Raw genomic sequence first — 23515 nt, forward strand, 5'->3', positions numbered from 1 at the left:
CCCCAGCCCCATCCGCCTCCGTGATGATGATGGTGATCATAGTGATTGTGTCCTCCATGGTGATGATGTCCACCGTTATGATTGTGCCCACCATGATTGTGTCCTCCATGATGATTTCGATAATACAATCCATTATTTTCTATATAATTCATGTTTCTCCGCTCCTTTTCGATTTTTTCATTTTCATATGCGTTAAGAGTGGGATAAAAAATGGGATAGTACACTGTATGTAGGACAAATGCGGAAAGTATAGGTGAAATGTCTATATTTTGTAAAAAAAGCAAAACACCTTATAATAAAGATGTCATATTACATCTTCTATTTAAGAAGTCTATATTGAAAAAAGATTAGGGGAATTATATAGAAATGAAGAAGCCTATCGTTCAATTACTATTAATATTTACAATTGTATCTATCGTTCTGTTCCTATTAAATACATCGTATATCTCGTTATATACATTTGTCGGTGCTCTATGGTCCATCACAATCGTAGGAATTTCATTCGTTATTTTTATAGAAAATAGATCTCCACAAAGTACATTAGCATGGTTTTTAGTATTAGCACTTCTTCCTATTATAGGTGTGCTTTTATACGCTATTTTCGGACGCAGCCGCTGGAGAAGAAAAAAACATCTCCATCGTTCAGAAGAACAAAGAAAATTATTCCGTGAAATATTAGAAGGAAGAAGACTAGAGTTATTACTCACAGTCCCACTAAATGAACGTTCCATACATTTAACAGAAGTCATACAAAAATTTGGAGGCGGTCCTGCCGCAGATAGAACAACTACAAAACTTTTAACAAACGGAGATCAAACATTTTCAGAAATTTTGCGAGCTATAGAGCAAGCAAAACATCATATACATATTCAATACTACATTTATAAATCTGATGAAATTGGTACAAAAGTTCGAGATGCTTTAATACAAAAAGCAAAAGATGGTGTTATTGTACGCTTCCTTTATGATGGCCTTGGAAGTAATACGTTAAGAAGACGATTTTTACAACCTATGAAAGAAGCTGGGATTGAAATTGTAGAATTTGACCCTATTTTTTCAGCTTGGTTACTTGAAACTGTCAATTATCGTAACCATCGAAAAATTGTTATTGTAGATGGCGAAATTGGTTTTACCGGAGGACTCAATGTCGGTGATGAATATCTTGGCCGTTCCAAGAAATTTCCTGTTTGGCGTGATAGTCATTTAAAAATAGAAGGAAAAGCATTATATAAATTACAAGCAATCTTTCTAGAAGACTGGCTCTATGCCTCTAGTGGTTTAAATACTTATTCCTGGGATCAATTCATGAATAGACAATACTTCCCAGGTAAAGAGATTTCAAATGCAGAAGGTGCTGTTCAAATCGTAGCAAGCGGACCAAGCTCCGATGATAAAAGTATTCGTAATACATTATTAGCTGTTATGGGCTCTGCAAAAAAATCCATTTGGATCGCTACACCCTACTTTATTCCAGATCAAGAAACTTTAACATTATTACGCTTAAGTGCAATTGCCGGAATAGATGTACGGATTTTATATCCAGGTAAAAGTGATAGCATCATTAGTGATCAAGCATCTCAATCCTATTTCACTCCGCTTTTAAAAGCTGGTGCTTCTATTTACAGTTATAAAGATGGTTTTATGCATGCAAAAATTGTACTCGTTGATGATACAATTGCAACTATTGGAACAGCGAACATGGATGTACGTAGCTTTGAATTGAATTACGAAATTATTAGCGTGCTTTATGAATCAAAAACAGTTCACGACATTAAACGTGATTTTGAAGAAGATTTTAAACATTCAACTGAAATTAAATGGAACTCTTTCCAAAAAAGAAGTATAAAAAAACGCATATTGGAGTCTTTCATGAGGCTCATTTCTCCTTTACTGTAGGCAATCAACTTCATCTTGATTGCTTTTTCTTTTCCCTTTATCCTCCTTCCTTTTCTTTGCATACCATATTAAAACAAGTTATCATAAGATGTATTACTTTATGAAAATAATGTTAGGTGGGAAATACATGTTAGAACAATTTCATATACATGCTGATTTAAAACAACAGCTTTCTACGATTCATGAAAAGAATAAGCAAGAAGCTGGTGAAAATGCACATTTAATGGGAACGAAAATATATAAAGCGTCTGATAATAGCATTATTGAAGATGCGATTACAGCACTTCTTCTTGGCAAGAATATTCTATTAAAAGGACCGACTGGTAGTGGTAAAACAGTACTAGCGGAAACTCTTTCTTCTTTATTCCAAAAACCAATGCATAGCATTAACTGCTCTGTCGACTTAGATGTAGAGGGTATTTTAGGATACAACACACTACAAACGAAAGATGGTGCATCTGAAGTTTCATTCGTTAACGGTCCTCTTATGAAAGCAATGAAGAACGGTCACTTCCTATATATTGACGAAATCAATATGGCAAAACCTGAAACGTTACCACTTCTTCACGGCGCATTAGATTACCGTAAAATGATTACAAACCCATTTACACAAGAGGTTGTATACGGTGATGAAGAATACCGTGTAATTGCTGCGATTAACGAAGGTTACGTTGGAACAAGTGAACTAAATGAAGCGTTAAAAAACCGTTTCGTTATTATTGAAGTTCCTTACATTCAAGGTGATACATTAAAAGAACTATTATTAGCAGAATCAAAATTAAATGATGTTGCAACAATTGAAAAGTTTGTTGCATTTGCAAGCGACCTTATGCCTTTAGCTCGCGATGGACGTGTAAGTGAAGAAGCAGCAAGTATTCGTGGTATTATCGACGCATGTGATTTAGGTGTATATATTCCTGTTATGCGAGCGATTGAACGAAGCATAATTGCAAAACTTAATGATGAAACAGAACAAATGACTGTCCGTGAATTAGCAGAAAGTTATTTCTTTGAGGGATAATTTATGAGACAAATTTTTAGTGACAAAAAAATTGATGCGTCGCTGTTTCTACAAATGGAAAACTTAATGTATGCCCTTCTAAAAGAAGACGATGCCTATCTTGAATATGGCTATAAAGCATACTACGACGAAATTGAAAAGAAAGTTGTCATTAGTCACTTTTGGGATGATCGAAAAGAAGAAGATACAGTAATCGGATTAAAAAGCGAAGTGTTCTTAAAAGCACTTGGTAATAAACATTACTCGGACATGACTTTAATTCGTTCTTATGCGATTGAATTGCAAGAATCGCCCCTAAAAAAGTTTTTAACACAATTATTTGTTCTATTAGAAGATTTACGCGTTGAGGAAATTGTAAAGAACTTACGTCCTGGCACGAAGCATGTTTTTAAAAGAAGAAAAGAAATGTATCGCAATTACTTTAGCTCACAAAATGAAATCAATCGCGTTCGTAACTATCACGGTGATCGTCTATTTTGCCTATGCTATCTTTCATTAACGAGCGATAAATATGAAATGTTTAATAATGAATATTTCGAACAAATTGAAGCTATTTTGCATGAAACATTCCAAGCTCGTAATACGGAAGATATTATGTATATCGTTGAGAAAATTCGCTACCGCTTAGAGGAGCTTCTTGAAAGTGATATGCTTAACAACTATTTCGGACATGCACCGCTTTATTTATCTGTTCTTGCAGACGAAAAGAACTGTCGCGTCGAAGATTTAGCAAATGATGATACGCAGCTTATAGATGACGATGAAAATAAAAACAAAATGGATGAAAGTTTCTCCACATGGCATCGTGAAAATAAAAATAACGAAAACGAGAACTTTTTACGCTTTGAATTAGAAAGCGGAACAAAAACAAACATGATGGGCGATACTGCTCGTGAATCAGAAGATGGCGACCAAGCACTTGGTTCTGTACAAGGTACTTCTCAAAAAAGTACACAATCCAACTTTGATGGCGCTGATACAGAAGAAGCAAGGGCTTCACACGCTTCTAGTCAAAATGATGGTGCATATGGTAAATATAACACTGGCGCTTCTCATACATTTAAAGAAGCACGTAAACCAAATCCTGATGAGAAAAAGGATTACCAAGCTTTCAAATCAGTCGTTAATAAAGATGTAAAAGAATTAAAGAAAATTATCGAAAAAACGATTGAAAATAAAACGAATGCAAATAGTGATAAATATTACGGAAGACTTCGTAAGAAATTCCTTCGTATTTATACTGAAAAGCAGCCTCGCATGTTTTATAAAAAAGGGCAAGAATCACAAGAGCTCGACGTTGCATTCCAACTATTAGTTGACTGTTCTGGTTCTATGTATAACAAAATGGAAGAAACGAAGAAGAGTGTTGTACTATTCCATGAAGCTTTAAAATCTTTAAAAATCCCGCACGCTATTAGCGGATTTTGGGAAGATGCCTCTAGCGCTAAACCTGAAGATAAGCCGAACGTTATCCATGAAGTTGTAAATTATAAAAACTCAACGTTACCAAACGTTGGTCCAGAAATTATGCAACTTCGTGAAGAAGAAGATAACCGCGACGGATATATTATTCGTATCGTTTCTGAAAAGCTTGCCAAAAGACCTGTGAAACATAAATTCTTACTAGTCTTCACAGACGGTGAGCCTTCTGCGCTAGACTATCAACAAGACGGAATTTTAGATACGCATGAAGCTGTTAAACTCGCGCGTAAAAGTGGTATGGAAGTAATCGGTATCTTCATCGAAGAAGGCGAAGCGAAAGAAGCAACTTATCAATTGATGAAAAACATTTATAACCATCACTTCTTAGTTGCAAATCACGCTGAAGATTTACGACTGAAGATTAAACCATTACTGAAAAAATTATTACTGAAGACGATTGAATAGAAAATAGGAGCCTTGTGGCTCCTGTTTTTTCGTTCAATTACTTTGTTTCTGGTTGAAACTTGTATGGAATGGCTACTTCTAACAAATATTCAAATCCTCCGTCATAGTAGGGGAAGCGCTCATTCGCAATTGTTCGATCCACCCACTCTACTGCAGAAATTTCACCTTCATCTTCCGCAATAAGTTCACCTTTTTCTACATTCGCTCGGAATGTAAAGAATAGCGCATGATTCCCTGATTCTTCAAAGAATTTTTCATTGATCGCAACAAGTCCACCTAACGTAGCAGTTAAACCTGTCTCTTCTTTCACTTCTCTTATTAGTGCTTCCTCTAATATTTCACCTTTTTCCACAGCCCCACCTGGCAATGACCAAACGTTTTGTTCTACATTATGTACCATTAATATTTTATCTGTTTCTTCGTCATGTATTAGTGCATATACGACATCAACTCTTTGCATAAGACTTCTCTCCTTCCAAAAATGAGGAAGAGCCGATTCCTAAGAATCGACTCTTCCTATTAATTCATCACTAACTCAGCTGTGAGCTTTTTTTTTAACTTAGCCAGCATGTCAGTTGTCATTTTGTCTAAATCGTATTCTGCTTTAAAGCCCCACTCTTTCATTGCTGCTGTTGCATCAATAGAGTTTGGCCAGCTATCAGCGATTGTTTGACGAGCTGGATCTACTGCATAATCCATTGTAAACGTCGGAATGTGTTTACGAATTGACGCTGCAATTTGCTCTGGCTCGAAGCTCATTGCTGTAATGTTAAATGCATTTCTATGCACTAGCTTACTTGGATCAGCTTCCATTAATGAAATGATCGCTTGTAAAGCATCAGGCATATACATCATGTCCATATATGTTCCTTCAGCAATGTATGAGGTGTATGCACCTTTTTTAATCGCCTCATAATAAATTTCAACTGCATAATCAGTCGTTCCGCCTCCTGGAGGCGCTACGTAAGAAATTAAACCTGGGAAACGGACACCGCGCGTATCTACGCCAAATTTTTGATGATAATAATCACACAGTAATTCTCCTGCCACTTTGTTTACCCCATACATCGTAGTAGGACGCTGAATTGTATCTTGCGGTGTATTATCTTTTGGCGTTGATGGACCAAATGCACCGATAGAACTTGGCGTGAAGAACTTACAGTTTAATTCACGAGCTGCTTCTAGAGCATTTACAAGTCCACCCATATTTAAATTCCATGCAAATAACGGATTTTTTTCTGCTGTTGCTGAAAGTAAAGCTGCTAAATGAATAATTGTATCTACTTCATTACGCTTTGCGATATCATGTAGTTTTTGTCCATCTGTTACATCTAACGTTTCAAATGGACCAGACGTTACTACTTCACTATCTGTTTCACGAATATCTGTTGCAATAACATTTGATGCGCCGTATACATCACGAAGTTTCATTACTAGTTCAGAACCAATTTGCCCTAAAGAACCGGTTACTAGAATTTTTTTCATTTTCCCCACTCCTCATTTGCAAGCTATTCAAAAGATGTCGTTACTTAAATGATGCCCATTTCTTTTCCTACTTTTTCATACTTAAGAATTGCTTCATCTAACATTTCTTTCGTATGAGCTGCTGTAGGCATATTACGAACGCGCCCTGTTCCTTTTGCTACAGTTGGGAACACGATAGATTTTGCGTATACACCTTCTTCATTTAGACGTTTACTAAATTCTTGTGTTAATACTTCGTCCCCAATGATACAAGGTGTAATTGGCGTTTCACTTTCCCCAATGTTAAAGCCAAGTTCTTTTAATCCTTGTTTCAAGTAGCGGCCATTTTCCCATAAGCGATCGTGTAACTCTGTGCTTTCCATTAAGATTTCAATTGATCTCATGCAAGCTGCTGCATCAGCTGGTGTTAATGCTGTAGAGAATAAGAATGGACGTGAACGAACTTTTAACCAGTCAATTAAGTTTTGTTTCCCTGCTACATATCCACCAATTACCCCAATTGCTTTTGATAATGTACCAATTTGGAAATCAACTTTATCAGAAAGACCGAAGTGCTTTACAGTTCCTGCACCTTTTCCAAGTACACCTGAACCGTGTGCATCATCTACGTATGTCATTAAATCTAACTCTTCTGCAATCTCAACAATTTCTGGTAGTTTTGCAACATCTCCATCCATCGAAAAGACACCATCTGTAATTACCATTAATTTATTGTAAAGACCTGATTCTTTCGCCGCGATTGCTTTTTGGCGTAAATCTTCCATATCAGAATGTTTATAAACAATAATTTTTGCTTTTGATAAACGACTACCGTCAATAATAGATGCATGATTTAATTCGTCTGAAAGAATCGCATCATTTTTATCCATAACAGCTGAAATCGCTGCCATATTACAGTTAAATCCTGATTGATAAGCAATTGCTGCTTCTGTATGTTTAAACTTTGCAATTGTTTCTTCTAACTTAATATGCAAATCTAAAGTACCGTTAATTGTACGAACAGCCCCTGCTCCAACACCGTACTTATGAATAGCACCAATTGCTGCTTCTTGCAAACGGCTATCTGTTGCTAATCCCAGATAGTTGTTTGAAGATAAGTTAATATATTCTTTTCCGCCAATTGTAATGATCGGTCCATTTGAACTCTCAAGCGGATCAATTACGTTATAAAGCCCCTTTGATTTTAAATCCTCTAAATTTTCTTCTAAAAATTTCGCAAGTGTTTTACTAGACATCGTGAAGCCTCCCATCGTTCATGTAAGCGGATTATTGTCTTAATAGTTCTAATAATCCCTCTACTAGCTTAACACGTTTTCAGAATTTATTATAGAAAAATAGTTTAAAGTAACCGCTTACAATTCTAGATTATATATGATTCATTACAATAAATCTATCATTTACTTTTCATATTTGATAGAATTAAAAAAATATTTCGGGAGGTTTCAAACATGGCATTTACAGAATCTGATGTATACAATAACACAGCATTTTTCGAACAATATATGAAACGAAGATACCGAGAAAATAGCCCAAATGAATCCATTGAAAAACCAGTATTCTTTCAGCTCATTGGTCATGTACAAGGAAAACAAATTCTCGATTTAGGCTGTGGTGATGCTAAGTTTGGTGCGGAATTATTAGAGAAGGGATGCTACTCTTATACCGGCATTGAAGGCTCCGAACTTATGTATGAAAAAGCTAAAAAACAACTAGAAAATAAAAATGGATCTGTTCATTTTTTAAACCTCAAAGATTATACCTACCCCTCTTCCACTTTTGATTTAGTAACATCTAGACTCGCCTTACATTATATTGAACATCTTGATACTATTTTTCAAAATGTATTTCAAACTTTAAAAACAAATGGCACCTTTACCTTTAGCGTTCAACATCCCGTTATTACTTCTTCATTTGAAAGCTTACAAACAAGTGGTAAAAGAACGATTTGGCTCGTCGATGATTACTTTAAACTAGGCAAACGGGTTGAACCATGGATTGACCAAGAAGTTATTAAATATCATCGTACAACGGAAGAGTATTTCACATTATTACAGCAAGCCGGATTTACCATTACATCATTAAAAGAAGCTACACCAAATCCAACCTATTTTCAAGATGAAGAAGAGTATAAACGTCGCTTACGTATTCCTCTCTTCCTCTTATTTTCTTGTACCAAATAAAAAAAACGATGAATCACTCATCGTTTTTTTATCTCATTGCCTGAGCAACTTCTTTAACTACACGTCTTCCTCTTCCGTGAGGGATACAAAGCGGTGTTCCAAACAACGGATCCGTACTAATTTGACACTCCATTCGGAATACATCACGTACTAGTTTCTCATCTACCACTTCTTCAGGTTTACCTTGTGCATATATTTGTTTATCTTGAATTGCTACAATGTTATCTGCATAGCGGCATGCTAAATTCAGATCATGTAATACCATAACAATTGTTCTTTGTTCTGTTTCATTTAATTCGAATAATAAATCTAGCACTTCAATTTGGTGAGTCATATCTAAGTATGTAGTTGGCTCATCCAGTAAAATGATATCTGTATCTTGTGCAAGTGTCATTGCGATCCAAGCACGTTGACGCTGCCCACCTGAAAGAGCATGCACATCACGCTCAGCAAATTCTGTCATACCTGTTGCTGCAAGTGCCTTCTGTACCATTTCCTCATCTTTTTCTGACCACTGTTTCAGCCATGTTTGATATGGATAGCGTCCTTGTTTTACAAGTTGCAATACTGTAAGCCCTTCTGGTGCTTGCGGTCCTTGCGGTAAAATTGCCATTTGACGAGCAATTTGCTTCGTTTGCATACTTTGAATAGCTTGATTATCTAACAAAATGTCACCAGTTGTTGGCTTTAATAATCTAGCTAGTGAACGTAATAAAGTTGATTTCCCGCAACCGTTGGAACCGATAAAGATTGTAATTTCACCTTTTGGAATTTCTAAATTCAACTCATCAATAATAATTGTTTCACCATAAGACAACGTCAAGCGTTTCGTCTCCAATGCTTTTTGCATATTCATCTCCCTTTATGAATTCCGACTTTTATAAAGTAAATAAATAAAATAAGGTGCACCAATTGCTGATGTAAATACCCCTGCTGGAATTTCAAGTGGTGTGAAAATTGTACGCCCTATTAAATCTGCAGCAAGTACTAGAATTGCACCGACAATAGCTGCAACTGGGAGCAATGCACCGTATAAAGAACCAACTAGCCTTCGTGAAATATGAGGTGCCATTAAACCGACAAATCCAATCCCTCCGGCGAAGGCAACTGCTCCCCCAATTAAAGCCGTACTAAGTAATAACATGAATACGCGTGACTTCGTTAAAGGAACACCAAGTCCTACCGCAATATCATCCCCTAGCTCTTGCGCATTTAAATGTCTAGCAGCTATAAATGATATTACTGTTAAAATGAGAACCCACGGTGCAAGTACCATAACATTTTGCCAAGAAGAGCCATAAACGGTACCCGTAATCCATACATTCGCTTGGCTCGCTTGATAAATTGGTGCTAACAACATAAATAATGTTGTTGCCGCCTTCGTTAATGCCCAAAATCCAACACCAATTAAAACGAGAATAATTGGTGATAATCCATCATTTTTCCATGCAAATAAGTATACAAAAACCGCTACAATCGTTGCTCCTGCAAAAGCTGCTAACGGCATATAATGAATGCTTACAGTTAGCGCATTATTTTTATCACTAAATAGCGCTAAAAATAATACAACTGCGACACTTGCCCCGCCCGTAATCCCGATGATATCAGGAGAAGCAAGTGGATTTCGAACGAGCCCTTGTAAAATACAGCCCGCTACCGCAAGCGCAATTCCTACGAGGATAGCAATTAAAATACGTGGCATACGAAACTTATTTACAACCATATTTGACATTGCATCGCCATTTCCGGTAATTGCTTGCCATACGTCATAAGGAGCAATTTTCATGTCTCCCATACCTGCGCTCGCAAAGAATAATCCTATTAAAACAACTAGTAAACTTAACAAGACGAGACAAGCTCGTTTATACATTAAAAACGAGAGCTCACCTTTTCCTATACGAAACGGAATATATTTCTTCATTTGCTAAGCCCTCTCTTACGTGCAATATAAATAAAGAATGGAGCTCCAATAAATGCTGTCATAACTCCTACTGGTACTTCTTGTGGCATAATGACATATCTTGCTGCTATATCAGCCAATATTAGTAGTATTGCACCTAACAATCCGCTATAAGGCACTCTCCATCTGTGGTCAACTCCAACAAGAAATCTCGCAAAATGCGGAGTAATAATTCCAATAAATCCAATTGGGCCAGCAACCGCAACTGAACCACCAGACAACAGTACAATAATAAGTAACACGAATGATTTCATTAAAATTGTTCGTTGTCCAAGTCCTTTCGCGACGTCTTCTCCCATCATCAATGTATTTACTTTCCCTGCCATCATAAGAGATGCAATCCATCCTATTAATAAATATGGGAATACAGATTGTAAAATTTCTAACTTTCTCCCTTGCACAGATCCAGCAAGCCAAAATAATACCTCTTCAAGTGCTTTTTCATTTAACACAAGTAATCCTTGTGTTAATGATGAAAATAATGCACTAATTGCGACCCCTGCTAACGTTAACTTAAGAGGAGTAGTCCCTTCTTTTCCTAAAGAACTAGAAGCAAATACAAGTACAGCTGCAACCGCCGCTCCTAAAAAGGCAATCCATGTGAAAGCTGATAATGATGTTACTGAAAAGATTACAATTGCTACAACTATAAAGAACGCAGCACCTGAATTTAATCCAATAAAATCTGGAGAAGCAAGTGGATTCTTAGTTAAAGTTTGCATAAGACAACCAGCAATGGCTAAACTAGCACCAACACTAGCTGCAATTAACGCCCTAGGCAGACGTACATTTTGAATAATAATATGTTCATTGGAACCGTTAAAATGGAAAAAAGCATCCAATGCTAGTTTCCAACTCGTATTTGTATATCCGAAAATAATACTTCCCCAAATACAAATAACGACTGCAATGATTCCAACAAATAATCCAATCCATTTTGCTCGATTTGTTTTTAATAACATGCAGCGTTTCCCCTTCAATGTATAATGATACGTTGTTAGTGTATTTCAACTTAATTCTCATTGTCAACGGAAATGAGAATTATTTTCACCCATATGTATTGACAATCAAAAGATAAAGGCTTAATATCATGCTTGCTATTGAAAAATATTCTCAACATATAGGGGGTACATAATGAATTTCATGCGGAAGAAATCGTTTACAGTATTTGTATTTTTACTAGCATTTTCAATGCTTTTAAGCGCTTGTGGAAAATCAAATAACAAAGAAGAATCTACAAAAGAAGATAATAAAAAAGAAGTGGTTACTGTAGAACATGCAATGGGTAAAACAGAAGTTCCTGCTAATCCAAAACGTGTAGTTATCTTAACAAATGAAGGAACTGAAGCTTTACTTGAATTAGGTGTGAAACCAGTTGGTGCTGTAAAGTCTTGGACTGGTGACCCATGGTATCCACATATTAAGGATAAAATGAAAGATGTAAAAGTTGTTGGTGATGAAGGACAAGTTAACGTTGAAACAATCGCTTCTTTAAAACCAGACTTAATTATCGGTAACAAAATGCGCCACGAAAAAGTGTACGAACAATTAAAAGCAATTGCACCTACTGTGTTCTCAGAAACATTACGTGGTGAATGGAAAGATAACTTCAAATTTTATGCAAAAGCATTAAATAAAGAAAAAGAAGGTCAAAAAGTTGTAGCTGATTACGAATCACGTATGAAAGATTTAAAAGGCAAACTTGGCGATAAAGTAAATCAAGAAATCTCTATGGTTCGTTTCATGCCTGGTGATGTTCGTATTTATCATGGCGATACATTCTCTGGTGTTATTTTAAAAGAACTTGGATTTAAACGTCCTGGAGATCAAAACAAAGATGATTTTGCAGAGCGTAACGTATCTAAAGAGCGTATTTCTGCTATGGATGGTGACGTATTATTCTACTTCACATTCGATAAAGGAAATGAGAAAAAAGGATCTGAACTAGAAAAAGAATATATAAACGATCCTCTATTTAAAAATTTAAATGCCGTAAAGAATGGTAAAGCATACAAAGTCGACGATGTTATTTGGAATACAGCTGGCGGTGTAATTGCTGCTAACCTATTACTAGATGACATCGAAAAGCGCTTTGTTAAATAATACACCTCTAGTCAGCACCCTCCTATGGTGCTGGCTATTTTCTATTTCACTGAAGTGTCACATTATTTCATTTTGTATTTTTATTCCCAATATGTTATATTATAAAAGTAAATAGAATATATTTTCTCTATATCGGAATAAATATTTTAATCTAAATTTTCTGATTAATCACTATTTTATTTTCTTTTAGAATTCAATTATTACATTTGAAAGCGCTTATCATCTCGTTTTCAGGGCAAAATACAGTAACGGTTGAAGAAAAATAGAACTTTTTTAGAAATTTTCTTTCTATTTCCATATAATTCTATTGACTTCTAAATATTTTGTAAATTAAAATGATTACATAAATATCCGTTATACAGGATTAGGGGGAAACAAAAATGGATGCAGCTTTAAAATTAGACAAAGCTGGAGAGCAACAATCACCAAAAAAACATCCACCAGGGTTATACTTGTTGTTCTTTACAGAAGCATGGGAAAGATTTAGTTATTACGGAATGCGTGGCTTATTAGTTCTTTATTTAACAACGAGCTTAGTAAGCGGCGGTTTAGGATTTGATAAAGCAGTTGCAGTTCAAATTTACGGTATTTTCACAATGTTAGTATACTTCACACCGATTATCGGTGGTTGGTTAACTGACCATTTCATTACGAAGCGACATGCCATTACTATTGGTGGTATCATCATGGCACTTGGTAACTTTGTACTATTTTCAATGAACACAAAAACCGGACTATTTTTAGGATTAGGATTATTAGTTATTGGTAATGGATTCTTCAAACCAAATATTTCGACTTTATTAGGTCAATTATATAGCGAAAACGATTCTCGTCGTGATAGTGCCTTCACTATCTTCTACATGGGAATTAACTTAGGGGCTTTTGTTGCTCCATTCATTTGCGGTTATTTCGCAGATTATAAATATGGATTCTTAACAGCTTGTATCGGTATGATCATTGGTCAGATTGCCTTTAACTTATTAGCACCTCGTTACTTAGGATCTATCGGAACAACTGTTGTAGGGAAAAAATCTAAAGAAAAAAATGCAAAAGTAATTGAGAAAAAACCTTTAACAACACAAGAGAAAAAACGTACTGCTGCAATTTTAATTTTAACTTGTTTCGTAGTATTCTTCTGGGCAGGATTTGAACAAGCTGGTAGTTCTTTAACACTTTACACAGATAAGTTCGTAGATCGTACAATCGGTGGATTTACAATTCCAACACCTTGGTTCCAATCTGTAAACCCACTATTCATTATCTTATTAGCATTACCAGTTTCTGCATTATGGATTAAACTTTCGAAAACAAAAAATGGTGATTTAAAAATCCCAACAAAAATGGCATTAGGTATGATTTTACTAGGAATTGGATATCTAGTTCTAACTTTAGCTGTATTAAAAACTGGTAGCGATGAAAGTAATATTACAATAAAGGCAAACTTACTATTCATTGTATTCACTTACATGTTCCATACAATCGGTGAGTTATTCTTATCACCTATCGGATTATCTATGGTAAGTGCAATCGCTCCTGTTAAATTAGCATCATTATTAATGGGTGTATGGTTAGCTGGTACTGGCTGCGCAAACTTATTAGCAGGACAATTAGCTGCTTTCACTCAATCTTTAGGATATTTAGAAGTATTCGCAAGTATCGGTATTATCGTAATTGTACTGGGATTAGTACTTCTTATGTTCTCTAAGAAAATTGCACATATGATGGAATAACAAAAAGACGCTTCTCAATTGAGAAGCGTCTTTTTTATTATTTCTCCTCTAAAGCTGTCACGTCCACATGAACGCTCTCACCAGGATTAGATACATCATACACTTGAGCACTCCCCTTCTGCTCATCACAGCTCTCAATCCATACTGGTACGCCCTCATATGTAACGTCAATTCTACTTGAAGAAGATAAAATTTGTTTCACACGTTTCACATCCATACTACTGTCCCTCCTTTTGCTTACTACACTCCTTTCTATTTTTTCTTTTCCTTTTAGAATATATTCCGTAAGGCAGCATGTTGATTGATAGTCATTTCTTCCTCACATGCTAATATTTACTCTCTCGCTACCTTTCTGACAAATAAAAAAAGACGTATATTCCATACGTCTTTTTCCATAATATTCAAATTTTAAGAAAATAATGTTTTTACTACCGCACTTACTTTATCATTATGGATTTGATAATACACTTCTAATCCTCGTCTTTCAAAGCGCACTACTTTATTTTGCTTTAACTTCGTTAAATGTTGTGAAACCGTTGATTGCGGAATTTCTAATACTTCCTGTAGTTGTGTTACATTACATGTTCCTCTTTGCATAAGTTCCATTACTAGACGTAGACGAAGTGGGTGAGCTAACGCTCTTAACATTTGTACATCTTCTTCTGAAATACGACATTCGAATTGATTTTGGCTCATAAAGTTCCCCTCATTTTCGTTTTTATTTGCGTTTTTATGTTCTTTTTATTTATTTATATATCTGTTCTTATATTTCCTGTTACGACATAACTTTATCAACCTATAAAGCCGAAAAATTTTTCCATCTTTATCAGCAAAAATTCAGGAAAAAATCCTTGCTGATTTTGAATATTATACTATATGATATAACGAAAAAGCAAAATAATGGCCTACGAATACTTTGCTTGCAAACGTTGTTTTATCAAGCTTTTTGTTATATTTTCACCTCATTGAAACGCACAGTAACGGTATTGTAAAATACCGTCTATAATTGATAACCTATCGTAATGTAGTTGAACTATAATTAACCTCTTTGTTACGCTAAAAGGAATTTTCAGTAAAAAGAGATGATGTGATATTAAAAATTTGTTTCTAATTTTTTATTCGTATTGCAAGCGGTTGGACTGTTGTGCAAAACTTTCTATTTAAATCCACTCACCGATCCTCCCTCACACTAGATCAAATAGGACAGATAGGTGCATATATTAAACTTTATACTCGATATAAAAGACGGCATCTAATATACACTTATAGGAAACACGCCATCTGAATAAGTAAAATAATATGCAAATAGTTTATACAGCACACTTAAATTCATTTGAGTGTGTTTTTTGTCTACTTTATGAACAAAGCTTTTCTTTTAACACTATTATGGAATAATTATACTTTTTTACGTTGACAATAGTGTTGAAGGAGAATATACTAAGCATGTAAGTTGATTGTGAATAGTTTCACAAATAATGTGAATTTCTTCACATATAATAGATAGGAGTTGTCATTATTATGAGTACTTGGACACAAATTTATGACCCATTAAACAATATTTGGTTATCTGCACTAATCGCAGCACTTCCAATCTTTTGTTTCATCATTTGTTTAATGGGATTCAAAATGAAAAGTTACATGGCTGGTCTTTATAGTGTGATTGTCGCTATTATCCTTGCAATATTTGTTTATAAAATGCCAGCAACAGTAGCTGTAGCATCTGCTGGATTCGGTGTTTTATCTGGATTTTATCCAATTTGTACTATCGTTATCGCCGCAATTTTCCTTTACAAATTAACTGTTAAAACAGAGCAATTCAATATTATTCGCGATAGTATTTCAAGCATTACAAATGATCAACGTTTACAAGTATTATTAATCGCTTATTCTTTCGGTGCTTTCTTAGAAGGTGCAGCTGGTCTAGGGGTTCCAGTTGCTATTACAGCCGCACTACTTGTAGGTATGGGCTTTAATCCATTAAAAGCAGCAGGTATTTGTTTAGTAGCTAATATTGCTGGTGGTGCTATGGGTGCTATGGGTATTCCAGTTACAGTGCCAGCACAATTAACTCAACTTGACGCATTAACTATTGGTCGTCAAACTGTTCTTATTTTACCTTTCATTAGTATTATTTTACCTTTCTTACTTGTTTCAATGGTCGATGGAATTAAAGGTATTAAAGAAACTTGGCAAGGTATTCTTGTAAGTGGTGTTTCTTTCGCTATTACTCAATTCGCTGTGACTTACTTCTTAGGTGCAGAACTTACTAATATTTTCGCAGCAGTTGTAAGTATGATTGCTCTTGCATTATTCTTACGTGTTTGGCAACCAAAATCTTCTACTAAAGAAGAAAAACAAGAAACTAAAGTATCACATACATTCAATCAAATTTTATACGCTTGGTCTCCATTCGTATTCTTAACTGCATTTGTAACAATCTTTAACTTAAAACCGATTAAAGCTTTATTTGCTCCAGATGGTGCGTTAGCAAACTTAGTATTTAACATTCAGTTCCCTGGTCTTCATAATGCTGTTATGAAAACTACACCAATTACAAAAGCTGATACACCTTTCGCAGCTGTTTTCAAATTTGATGTATTCTCTTCTACAACTACTGCGATTGTACTAGCAATTATCGTTTCACTTATCGTTTACCGCGTAAAAGGTAAAATGGTTAAAGAATTAATGATTGAAACAATGAAAGAATTAAAAGCTCCAGTATATACAATTTGTAGCGTTATCGCTTTAGCTTACGTAGAAAACTACTCTGGTATGTCATCTACACTTGGACTTGCATTCTCTTCTACTGGTAATGCATTCCCAGTTCTTTCTCCAATCTTAGGATGGATTGGCGTATTCATTACAGGTTCAGTAGTTTCAAGTGGTTCTTTATTCGCACCACTTCAAGCAGTAACAGCAGACCAGTTAAACATCGTTCCTTCTACACTCGTTGCCTTAAACGTAGTAGGTGGTACAATGGCAAAAATGGTTTCACCACAATCTGTAGCAGTTGCTTGTGCCGCAGTTGGACTAGTTGGTAAAGAATCTGCTCTATTTAAAACAGCAATGAAATACAGTTTAATCTTCTTAGCTGTTATTAGCTTACTTCAATTAAACGCTGTATTTAATATCTTTTAAAAATAAAACACCGATCCAAGTGGATCGGTGTTTTTCACATTACATTTTTTTATTTTTTAATAAAGAAGCTCCAGCAATTTCAGGGTGAGTCATTTCGAATGGATCTAAAATAATATCCAATTCCTCTTCTGTCAGTACACCATGTTCTAAACATAACTCCCTAACAGATTTCCCTGTTTCAATTGCTTCACGTGCAATACGAGATGCTACTTCATAACCAATATGAGGATTAACTGCTGTAATAATTCCAACACTTTTCTCAACATATTGCTTCAGCAATTCTTCATTTGCCGTAATTCCTTCAATACAATATTCACGGAATACACGGAATCCATTATTCATAATACTAATAGATTGAATTAAATTAAATACAAGCACAGGCTCCATTACGTTTAACTCTAATTGTCCTGCTTCTGATGCTAAGCAAATTGTATGATCGTTTCCGATTACTTGGAATGCGACTTGGTTAATCACTTCTGCCATAACTGGATTTACTTTACCTGGCATAATCGATGAACCTGGCTGACGTGCTGGCAATTGAATTTCAGCTAACCCAACACGTGGTCCAGACGCCATAATACGAAGATCGTTTGCAATTTTAGACATGTTCATCATACATACTTTAAGTGCTGCAGATACTTCTGTGTATGCATCTGTATTTTGCGTTGCATCAACTAAATGCTCTGCACCAACAAGTGGGAATCCACTAAACGTTCTTAAATGTTTTACCACTTGTTCAATATACATAGGATTTGCATTCAATCCTGTACCAACAGCTGTCGCCCCCATATTCACTTCATATAAATGCTGACGAGACTGTTTAATTCTTTTTATATCACGCGCAAGCACTCGGCTATACGCTTCAAATTCTTGTCCAAGGCGAATTGGAACTGCATCTTGTAAATGTGTGCGTCCCATTTTAATAACGTGATCAAACTCTTTTGCTTTTTTACGAAAAGCAGAATGAAGTTCTTCCATTGTAATAAGAAGCTTTTCTAACATCATAAGAGTTGCAATATGAATCCCTGTTGGAAACGCATCGTTCGTTGATTGGGCCATGTTCACATGAGTGTTTGGGCTAATTTTCGCATACGCCCCTTTTTCATATCCCATACGTTCTAACGCTCTATTCGCAATTACTTCATTTGTATTCATATTAATAGAAGTTCCGGCTCCGCCTTGAATAGGATCCACGATAAATTGATCATGAAACTTTCCATCAACAATTTCTTGCGCTGCTTCTGCAATTTCATGTCCAATGTCTTTAGCTAAGTAACCAGTATCTATATTCGCAAGCGCCGCCGCTTTTTTCACAATTGCCATTGCTGTAATGAGTGATGGATGAATGCGATATCCTGTAATTGGGAAGTTTTCTACGGCACGTAATGTTTGTACACCATAATAAGCTGCACTTGGTACTTCTTTTTCACCTAAAAAATCTTTTTCTATACGTATATCCTTCGTTGCTATCATTTTTATCACCTATACTTTTTCATTCTAAATCCTTATCCAAAAAATCCGCCCTCTAAAAACACGAGTATCATTCAGAAGAATTTTTCAGTATCCACCTTCACTATATAGCACCTTTTTTGAAAGCGCAAACATTTATTTTTCTGTATATCCTTTTTATTAAAGTTTATAGAAAATCATTCTTCTACTTTCCTTATTTCCACTCGTTTAATTTGATGCATATCCTTTTCAAGGACTTTAAAATAAAAACCGTGTTTCTCAATAATATCTCCTTCAGCAACGATTTGTTTTTGTACCATAATCCAGCCACCAATTGTATCTACATCATCAGCAATTAAATGTATGCCAAGCAAATCATTTACTTCACTAATAAGCACTTTTCCTTCTACGATTTTATAACCTTCACTTATATGCTCTATAGGGGGATTCTCATCTTCATCGTATTCATCTCGAATTTCTCCAACAATTTCTTCTAAAATATCTTCTAGTGTAACAATCCCAGCTGTACCACCATATTCATCATACAATACAGCTAATGGAATGTGTTTTCTTTGCATTTGTAATAGTAAATCATGAATTGGAATATTTTCTAGCACTTCAATAACTGGCCTTGTATATGGCATAATTGAGCACTCCTCATCCCGATTACCATCCATATAACGAATAAATAAATCTTTTACATTAACCATCCCAATAATTTCATCTTTATCTTCACCAAATACAGGATATCTCGTGTACTTTTCTTGCGCGATTACTTTAATATGTGTTTCAAATGGTTCGTCCTCATATAAGCCTACAACTTCCGTACGAGGTACCATAATTTCTTTTGCTACTCTATTATCAAATTCAAAAATATTATTTACATATTTAAATTCCCTTTGGTTAATCTCTCCGCTCTCATAGCTCTCAGATAAGATTAACCTTAATTCTTCTTCTGAATGAGCTACTTCATGTTCAGAAGCTGGATGTAATCCGAATAAACCAGTTACAACCCTCGCTGAACCATTCAAAGCCCAAATAAACGGATACATAACTCGGTAAAAATAAATAAGTGGTTTCGATAACAATAAGCTAACTTGTTCTGCTTTTTGTATAGCAAATGTCTTTGGAGCAAGTTCCCCAATGACAACATGTAAAAATGTAATTACTGCAAAGGCAATAATAAATGAAACTGTACTGGAAATTGCAGGTGAGAATTTTAATTTTAAAAACAACGGCTCGAGTAAATGTTTAATGGTTGGTTCCCCTAACCACCCAAGCCCTAAAGCAGTAATTGTAATACCTAGCTGACAGGCCGATAAATATTCATCTAAATTTGAAGTTACCTTTTTAGCTGCCAGTGCACCTCGTCTTTTTTCGCTAACGAGTTGATCAATACGACTGCTACGTACCTTAATAATTGCAAATTCAACAGCCACAAAAAATGCTGTTAACCCAATAAGAATGACTACCATCAATAATTTTAAAATATCCACATATGCTCTTTAGCTTTCTTAGCTAAAGTTACACCTCCTTTTAAAAAGAAGTTTCACTTTAGTTTCTTCAATTATTGGAAAGCAACTCTATATAAAATCCACCAATTTTCAAACCTCATACAATTCTAAAGGTAAACCATCAGGATCTTGGAAAAAGACGAATTTCTTCCCCGTTATTTCATCAATACGGATCGGTTCCGTCTCAACACCACATTGGTTTAAATGCTTCACAGCTTCTTCTATATTTGTAACAGCAAATGCTAAATGTCTAAGACCGGCTGCTTCTGGAAAACTTTTACGCTCAGGCGGATTTGGAAATGAAAATAATTCGATTTGATACTCTTCTCCTACACATAAATCTAATTTATAAGAATCTCGTTCCTTTCTATATACTTCATTTATCTCTTTAAACCCTAATATCCTAGTATAAAAATCCTTTGACGTCTCATAATTCGAACAAATAATTGCAACGTGATGCACTCTACATATATTCATGCTCTCTCTATTCCTTTCTTTACCAAAGATGCATATTCTCCCTTGAAATGAAAAACATATATAGCAGAATATCTCTTTTAGGGGGCTTACCATGAAATTCATTACTTTTTTCGTCGGACTAATTGTTGTTTTCTTGCTCGCTTATATTGCTAGCAATAATAAGAAGCATATTAAATTTAAACCAATTTTTATCATGCTTATTATACAGTTAATTTTAACCTATTTACTATTAAATACAGAAATCGGCCTCATACTTATTAGAATCATTTCCAGTTTGTTTACCAAGCTACTCGAGTATGCTGCTGATGGAATAAATTTCGTATTTGGTGGTCTTGCAAATAAAGGTGAAATGCCATTTTTCCTTACTGTATTATTACCAATCGTCTTTATTTCTGTTTTAATTGGTATATTACAACATTTCAAAATATTACCATTTTTTATTCGTTGGATCGGGTACTTTCTTAGTAAAATAAATGGTCTTGGTAAATTAGAATCTTACAACGCTATCGCCTCTGCCATTGTCGGCCAATCAGAAGTTTTTATTACAGTGAAAAAACAATTAGCTCAAATTCCAAAACACCGTCTTTATACACTTTGTGCCTCTGCTATGTCAACCGTATCTATGTCTATCGTAGGTGCCTATATGACAATGATTGAACCTAAATATGTAGTAACTGCACTCGTTCTCAATTTATTTAGCGGTTTTATTATCATACTCATCATTAACCCTTACGACGTTAAAGATGACGAAGATATTTTAGAAATCAAAGGTGAAAAACAAAGCTTTTTTGAAATGCTTGGAGAATACATTCTTGATGGTTTTCGTGTAGCCATTGTTGTCGGCGCTATGCTCATCGGATTCGTCGCATTAATTAGTTGTATTAATGACCTGTTCCTCATTATATTCGGTATTACGTTCCAACAATTAATCGGCTATGTATTTGCACCTATCGCATTCCTTATCGGTGTACCCAGTTCTGAAATTGTCGCGGCTGGCAGCATTATGGCAACGAAGCTTGTAACGAATGAATTTGTCGCAATGATGGACCTTAGTAAAATTTCTAATAGCCTTTCTCCCCGTACAGTTGGTATTATTTCTGTTTTCCTTGTATCTTTTGCCAATTTTTCTTCCATTGGTATTATTTCAGGTGCGGTAAAAGGACTAAACGAAGAACAAGGAAACGTTGTTGCGAGGTTTGGCCTTAAATTACTATATGGAGCTACTCTCGTTAGTATTTTATCTGCAATTATCGTAAGCATTATGTTGTAATTAGGTAAAATTTTATCATTTTCTTATCCCTATCTTTTGTATACAATAACGAATAGGTTTCTTATAAATAATCAAGACATCTATTTTTTATACATGTACAATCGCTTTTATTTAGCGTAAAATATTTTTTATGTGTTTGAATACACTTCTAAATGTATACACTTTGATAGTTTTAAAGGAGAAAAAATGATGAAATCCGACACGAACAACAATACGCGAGCCAAAAAAGGACGCTCAAAGAAAAAACGCCTACTTTGGTTCCTTCTTATTCCATTACTAATTGTAGCACTTGGAGCAGGAGGCTACTCCTTCCATATATACAGTAAAGCAAAGTCCGTCTTAAATAACGCTTATGCTGAACTAGGTCGAGGAGATAAGTCCAGTAAACGTGAAAAAGCTGTTAAACCTATGACCGACAATATTTCCGTACTAATTATGGGTGTTGATGAAAGTGATATTAGGGAAAAAGGTTATGGAAAAGCAACTCGAACAGATGCGTTATTACTTGCAACAATTAATAAAAACGATAAATCCGTTAAACTTGTAAGCATTCCACGTGACTCACGCGTCTACATTAAATCACGTGATAAATACGATAAAATCACACATGCGCACGTATTCGGTGGTGTAGACAGCACAATTGATACGGTAGAGAACTTTTTAGATGTTCCAGTTGACTACTATGTAAAATTCAATTTTAAATCCTTTATTAAAATTGTTGATTCTCTTGGTGGTATTACTGTAGACGTTCCAGTTGAGTTCACAGAGCAAAATAGTAAAGATGAAGCAGATGCCATTCATCTAAAAAAAGGACGTCAACATTTAAATGGAGAAGAGGCACTGGCACTAGCTAGAACTCGTCATATCGATAGTGATTATATGCGTGGTCAACGTCAACAGCTTGTATTAGAGGCCATTGCTGAAAAGGCACTATCTCTTAATTCCATTAATAAAATCGGTGGCCTACTAGACGCTGTCGATAAAGATTTAAAAACTAATTTAACTTTTGATGATATGATGACAATTACAAAAAATTCAATGGATTCAAATTTAAAAATGGAAAAAATGCAAGTAGAGGGTACAGATAAATATATAGGTGGTATTTATTATTACGTTCCAAATGAAAAAAGCGTCGATACTATTTCAACTACCCTTCAAAAACATCTCGGTGTTACGAATAAAAATGAACATAAAAAATTATAATAAAAAGGCTGCTAGATCTTTCTAGACAGCCTTTTTATTATATTTTTCAACATATTTTTCATACACATTGTGACAAGAAGTGACAATTATTACAGCGGTGTAACATTTTTTATGAAAACATTACACACACAGTGAAAATAATAGTATACTAGTACGTACATAATGTTATTTTCATCATTTTTATACAAAAAATGTAATACAT

Annotated in this window: 20 protein-coding genes and 1 pseudogene; 9 read left to right on the forward strand and 12 right to left on the reverse strand. The window is 35.0% G+C overall.

Annotation, left to right across the window (positions count from 1 at the left end; all coding sequences use genetic code 11):
- Positions 1 to 152 (reverse strand): annotated as a pseudogene (locus DN401_RS10710) (cobalt transporter); the annotation flags it as partial.
- Positions 153 to 366: 214 nt separating this feature from the next.
- Between DN401_RS10710 and DN401_RS10715 the strand changes: the two are divergent.
- The 3 genes from DN401_RS10715 (at position 367) to DN401_RS10725 (ending at position 4804) form a co-directional block, all read left to right on the forward strand.
- Positions 367 to 1896 carry a cardiolipin synthase gene (locus DN401_RS10715; protein WP_000743034.1) on the forward strand — a complete coding sequence of 510 codons (1530 nt, stop codon included), beginning with the start codon at positions 367 to 369 and terminating at the stop codon, positions 1894 to 1896.
- Between the two features lie 127 nt (positions 1897 to 2023).
- Complete coding sequence (locus DN401_RS10720) at positions 2024 to 2917, forward strand: ATP-binding protein (protein WP_149287672.1); 894 nt, start codon at positions 2024 to 2026, stop codon at positions 2915 to 2917.
- Positions 2918 to 2920: 3 nt separating this feature from the next.
- Entirely contained in the window at positions 2921 to 4804 is a 1884-nt protein-coding gene (locus DN401_RS10725) for a vWA domain-containing protein (protein ID WP_149287673.1), read from the forward strand.
- Between the two features lie 37 nt (positions 4805 to 4841).
- Here DN401_RS10725 and DN401_RS10730 read toward each other — a convergent pair whose 3' ends face one another.
- The 3 genes from DN401_RS10730 to DN401_RS10740 are packed head-to-tail and all read right to left on the reverse strand — an operon-like array spanning position 4842 to position 7524.
- A complete protein-coding gene (locus DN401_RS10730) occupies positions 4842 to 5264 on the reverse strand; it encodes an NUDIX hydrolase (protein ID WP_001189941.1) in 423 nt (140 codons plus the stop codon).
- Positions 5265 to 5323: 59 nt separating this feature from the next.
- The gene (locus DN401_RS10735) at positions 5324 to 6289 is read right to left on the reverse strand and encodes an L-threonine 3-dehydrogenase (protein ID WP_000723125.1); all 966 of its coding nucleotides are present in this window, start codon (positions 6287 to 6289) and stop codon (positions 5324 to 5326) included.
- A gap of 44 nt (positions 6290 to 6333) precedes the next feature.
- On the reverse strand, positions 6334 to 7524 hold the full coding sequence (locus DN401_RS10740) for a glycine C-acetyltransferase (RefSeq protein ID WP_000095905.1): 1191 nt from the start codon (positions 7522 to 7524) through the stop codon (positions 6334 to 6336).
- Between the two features lie 213 nt (positions 7525 to 7737).
- Here DN401_RS10740 and DN401_RS10745 point away from each other — a divergent pair, with 213 nt between their 5' ends.
- Positions 7738 to 8469: a class I SAM-dependent DNA methyltransferase gene (locus tag DN401_RS10745; RefSeq protein WP_000885971.1), complete on the forward strand. Its 732-nt coding sequence runs from the start codon at positions 7738 to 7740 to the stop codon at positions 8467 to 8469.
- 28 nt (positions 8470 to 8497) lie between these two features.
- Here DN401_RS10745 and DN401_RS10750 read toward each other — a convergent pair whose 3' ends face one another.
- The 3 genes from DN401_RS10750 to DN401_RS10760 are packed head-to-tail and all read right to left on the reverse strand — an operon-like array spanning position 8498 to position 11391.
- Positions 8498 to 9319: an ABC transporter ATP-binding protein gene (locus tag DN401_RS10750; RefSeq protein WP_001167962.1), complete on the reverse strand. Its 822-nt coding sequence runs from the start codon at positions 9317 to 9319 to the stop codon at positions 8498 to 8500.
- A 12-nt stretch (positions 9320 to 9331) separates the two neighbouring features.
- Positions 9332 to 10390, reverse strand: a complete 1059-nt coding sequence (locus tag DN401_RS10755) for a FecCD family ABC transporter permease (RefSeq protein ID WP_000760056.1) — start codon at positions 10388 to 10390, stop codon at positions 9332 to 9334.
- Positions 10387 to 11391 (reverse strand): FecCD family ABC transporter permease, encoded by a 1005-nt coding sequence (locus DN401_RS10760; RefSeq protein WP_000925232.1) that lies wholly within the window; start codon positions 11389 to 11391, stop codon positions 10387 to 10389. Before DN401_RS10760 ends, DN401_RS10755 begins: the two co-directional genes overlap by 4 nt.
- 172 nt (positions 11392 to 11563) lie before the next feature.
- Here DN401_RS10760 and DN401_RS10765 point away from each other — a divergent pair, with 172 nt between their 5' ends.
- Together DN401_RS10765 and DN401_RS10770 are read left to right on the forward strand one after the other, a co-directional pair.
- Positions 11564 to 12532 (forward strand): ABC transporter substrate-binding protein, encoded by a 969-nt coding sequence (locus DN401_RS10765; RefSeq protein WP_001010276.1) that lies wholly within the window; start codon positions 11564 to 11566, stop codon positions 12530 to 12532.
- A gap of 380 nt (positions 12533 to 12912) precedes the next feature.
- On the forward strand, positions 12913 to 14262 hold the full coding sequence (locus tag DN401_RS10770) for a peptide MFS transporter (RefSeq protein WP_000338317.1): 1350 nt from the start codon (positions 12913 to 12915) through the stop codon (positions 14260 to 14262).
- Positions 14263 to 14299: 37 nt separating this feature from the next.
- Here the strand turns inward: DN401_RS10770 and DN401_RS10775 are convergent, their stop codons facing one another.
- Together DN401_RS10775 and DN401_RS10780 are read right to left on the reverse strand one after the other, a co-directional pair.
- Positions 14300 to 14479: an acid-soluble spore protein H gene (locus tag DN401_RS10775; RefSeq protein ID WP_000382679.1), complete on the reverse strand. Its 180-nt coding sequence runs from the start codon at positions 14477 to 14479 to the stop codon at positions 14300 to 14302.
- Between the two features lie 191 nt (positions 14480 to 14670).
- Positions 14671 to 14958 (reverse strand): ArsR/SmtB family transcription factor, encoded by a 288-nt coding sequence (locus tag DN401_RS10780; RefSeq protein ID WP_000081428.1) that lies wholly within the window; start codon positions 14956 to 14958, stop codon positions 14671 to 14673.
- Between the two features lie 822 nt (positions 14959 to 15780).
- On the opposite strand from DN401_RS10780, the gene DN401_RS10785 reads away from it, so the two are divergent.
- Positions 15781 to 17400: an L-lactate permease gene (locus DN401_RS10785; RefSeq protein ID WP_000109096.1), complete on the forward strand. Its 1620-nt coding sequence runs from the start codon at positions 15781 to 15783 to the stop codon at positions 17398 to 17400.
- A gap of 39 nt (positions 17401 to 17439) precedes the next feature.
- On the opposite strand, the gene aspA is transcribed toward DN401_RS10785, so the two are convergent.
- The 3 genes from aspA to gloA2 all read right to left on the reverse strand — a co-directional run bounded on the left by aspA (position 17440) and on the right by gloA2 (position 20840).
- Positions 17440 to 18873 (reverse strand): aspartate ammonia-lyase, encoded by a 1434-nt coding sequence (gene aspA, locus DN401_RS10790; protein ID WP_000562128.1) that lies wholly within the window; start codon positions 18871 to 18873, stop codon positions 17440 to 17442.
- Positions 18874 to 19046: 173 nt separating this feature from the next.
- Complete coding sequence (locus DN401_RS10795; protein WP_000353313.1) at positions 19047 to 20345, reverse strand: hemolysin family protein; 1299 nt, start codon at positions 20343 to 20345, stop codon at positions 19047 to 19049.
- Positions 20346 to 20453: 108 nt separating this feature from the next.
- The gene (gene gloA2 / locus DN401_RS10800; protein WP_001017675.1) at positions 20454 to 20840 is read right to left on the reverse strand and encodes an SMU1112c/YaeR family gloxylase I-like metalloprotein; all 387 of its coding nucleotides are present in this window, start codon (positions 20838 to 20840) and stop codon (positions 20454 to 20456) included.
- Positions 20841 to 20931: 91 nt separating this feature from the next.
- Between gloA2 and DN401_RS10805 the strand changes: the two genes are divergently transcribed.
- Positions 20932 to 22110: a NupC/NupG family nucleoside CNT transporter gene (locus DN401_RS10805; RefSeq protein ID WP_000668866.1), complete on the forward strand. Its 1179-nt coding sequence runs from the start codon at positions 20932 to 20934 to the stop codon at positions 22108 to 22110.
- A gap of 186 nt (positions 22111 to 22296) precedes the next feature.
- A complete protein-coding gene (locus DN401_RS10810) occupies positions 22297 to 23313 on the forward strand; it encodes an LCP family protein (protein WP_002163841.1) in 1017 nt (338 codons plus the stop codon).
- The last annotated feature ends 202 nt before the right edge of the window (positions 23314 to 23515 follow it).

The sequence above is a fragment of the Bacillus sp. BF2-3 genome, from assembly GCF_008368795.1.
Taxonomy (GTDB): Bacteria; Bacillota; Bacilli; order Bacillales; family Bacillaceae_G; genus Bacillus_A; species Bacillus_A cereus.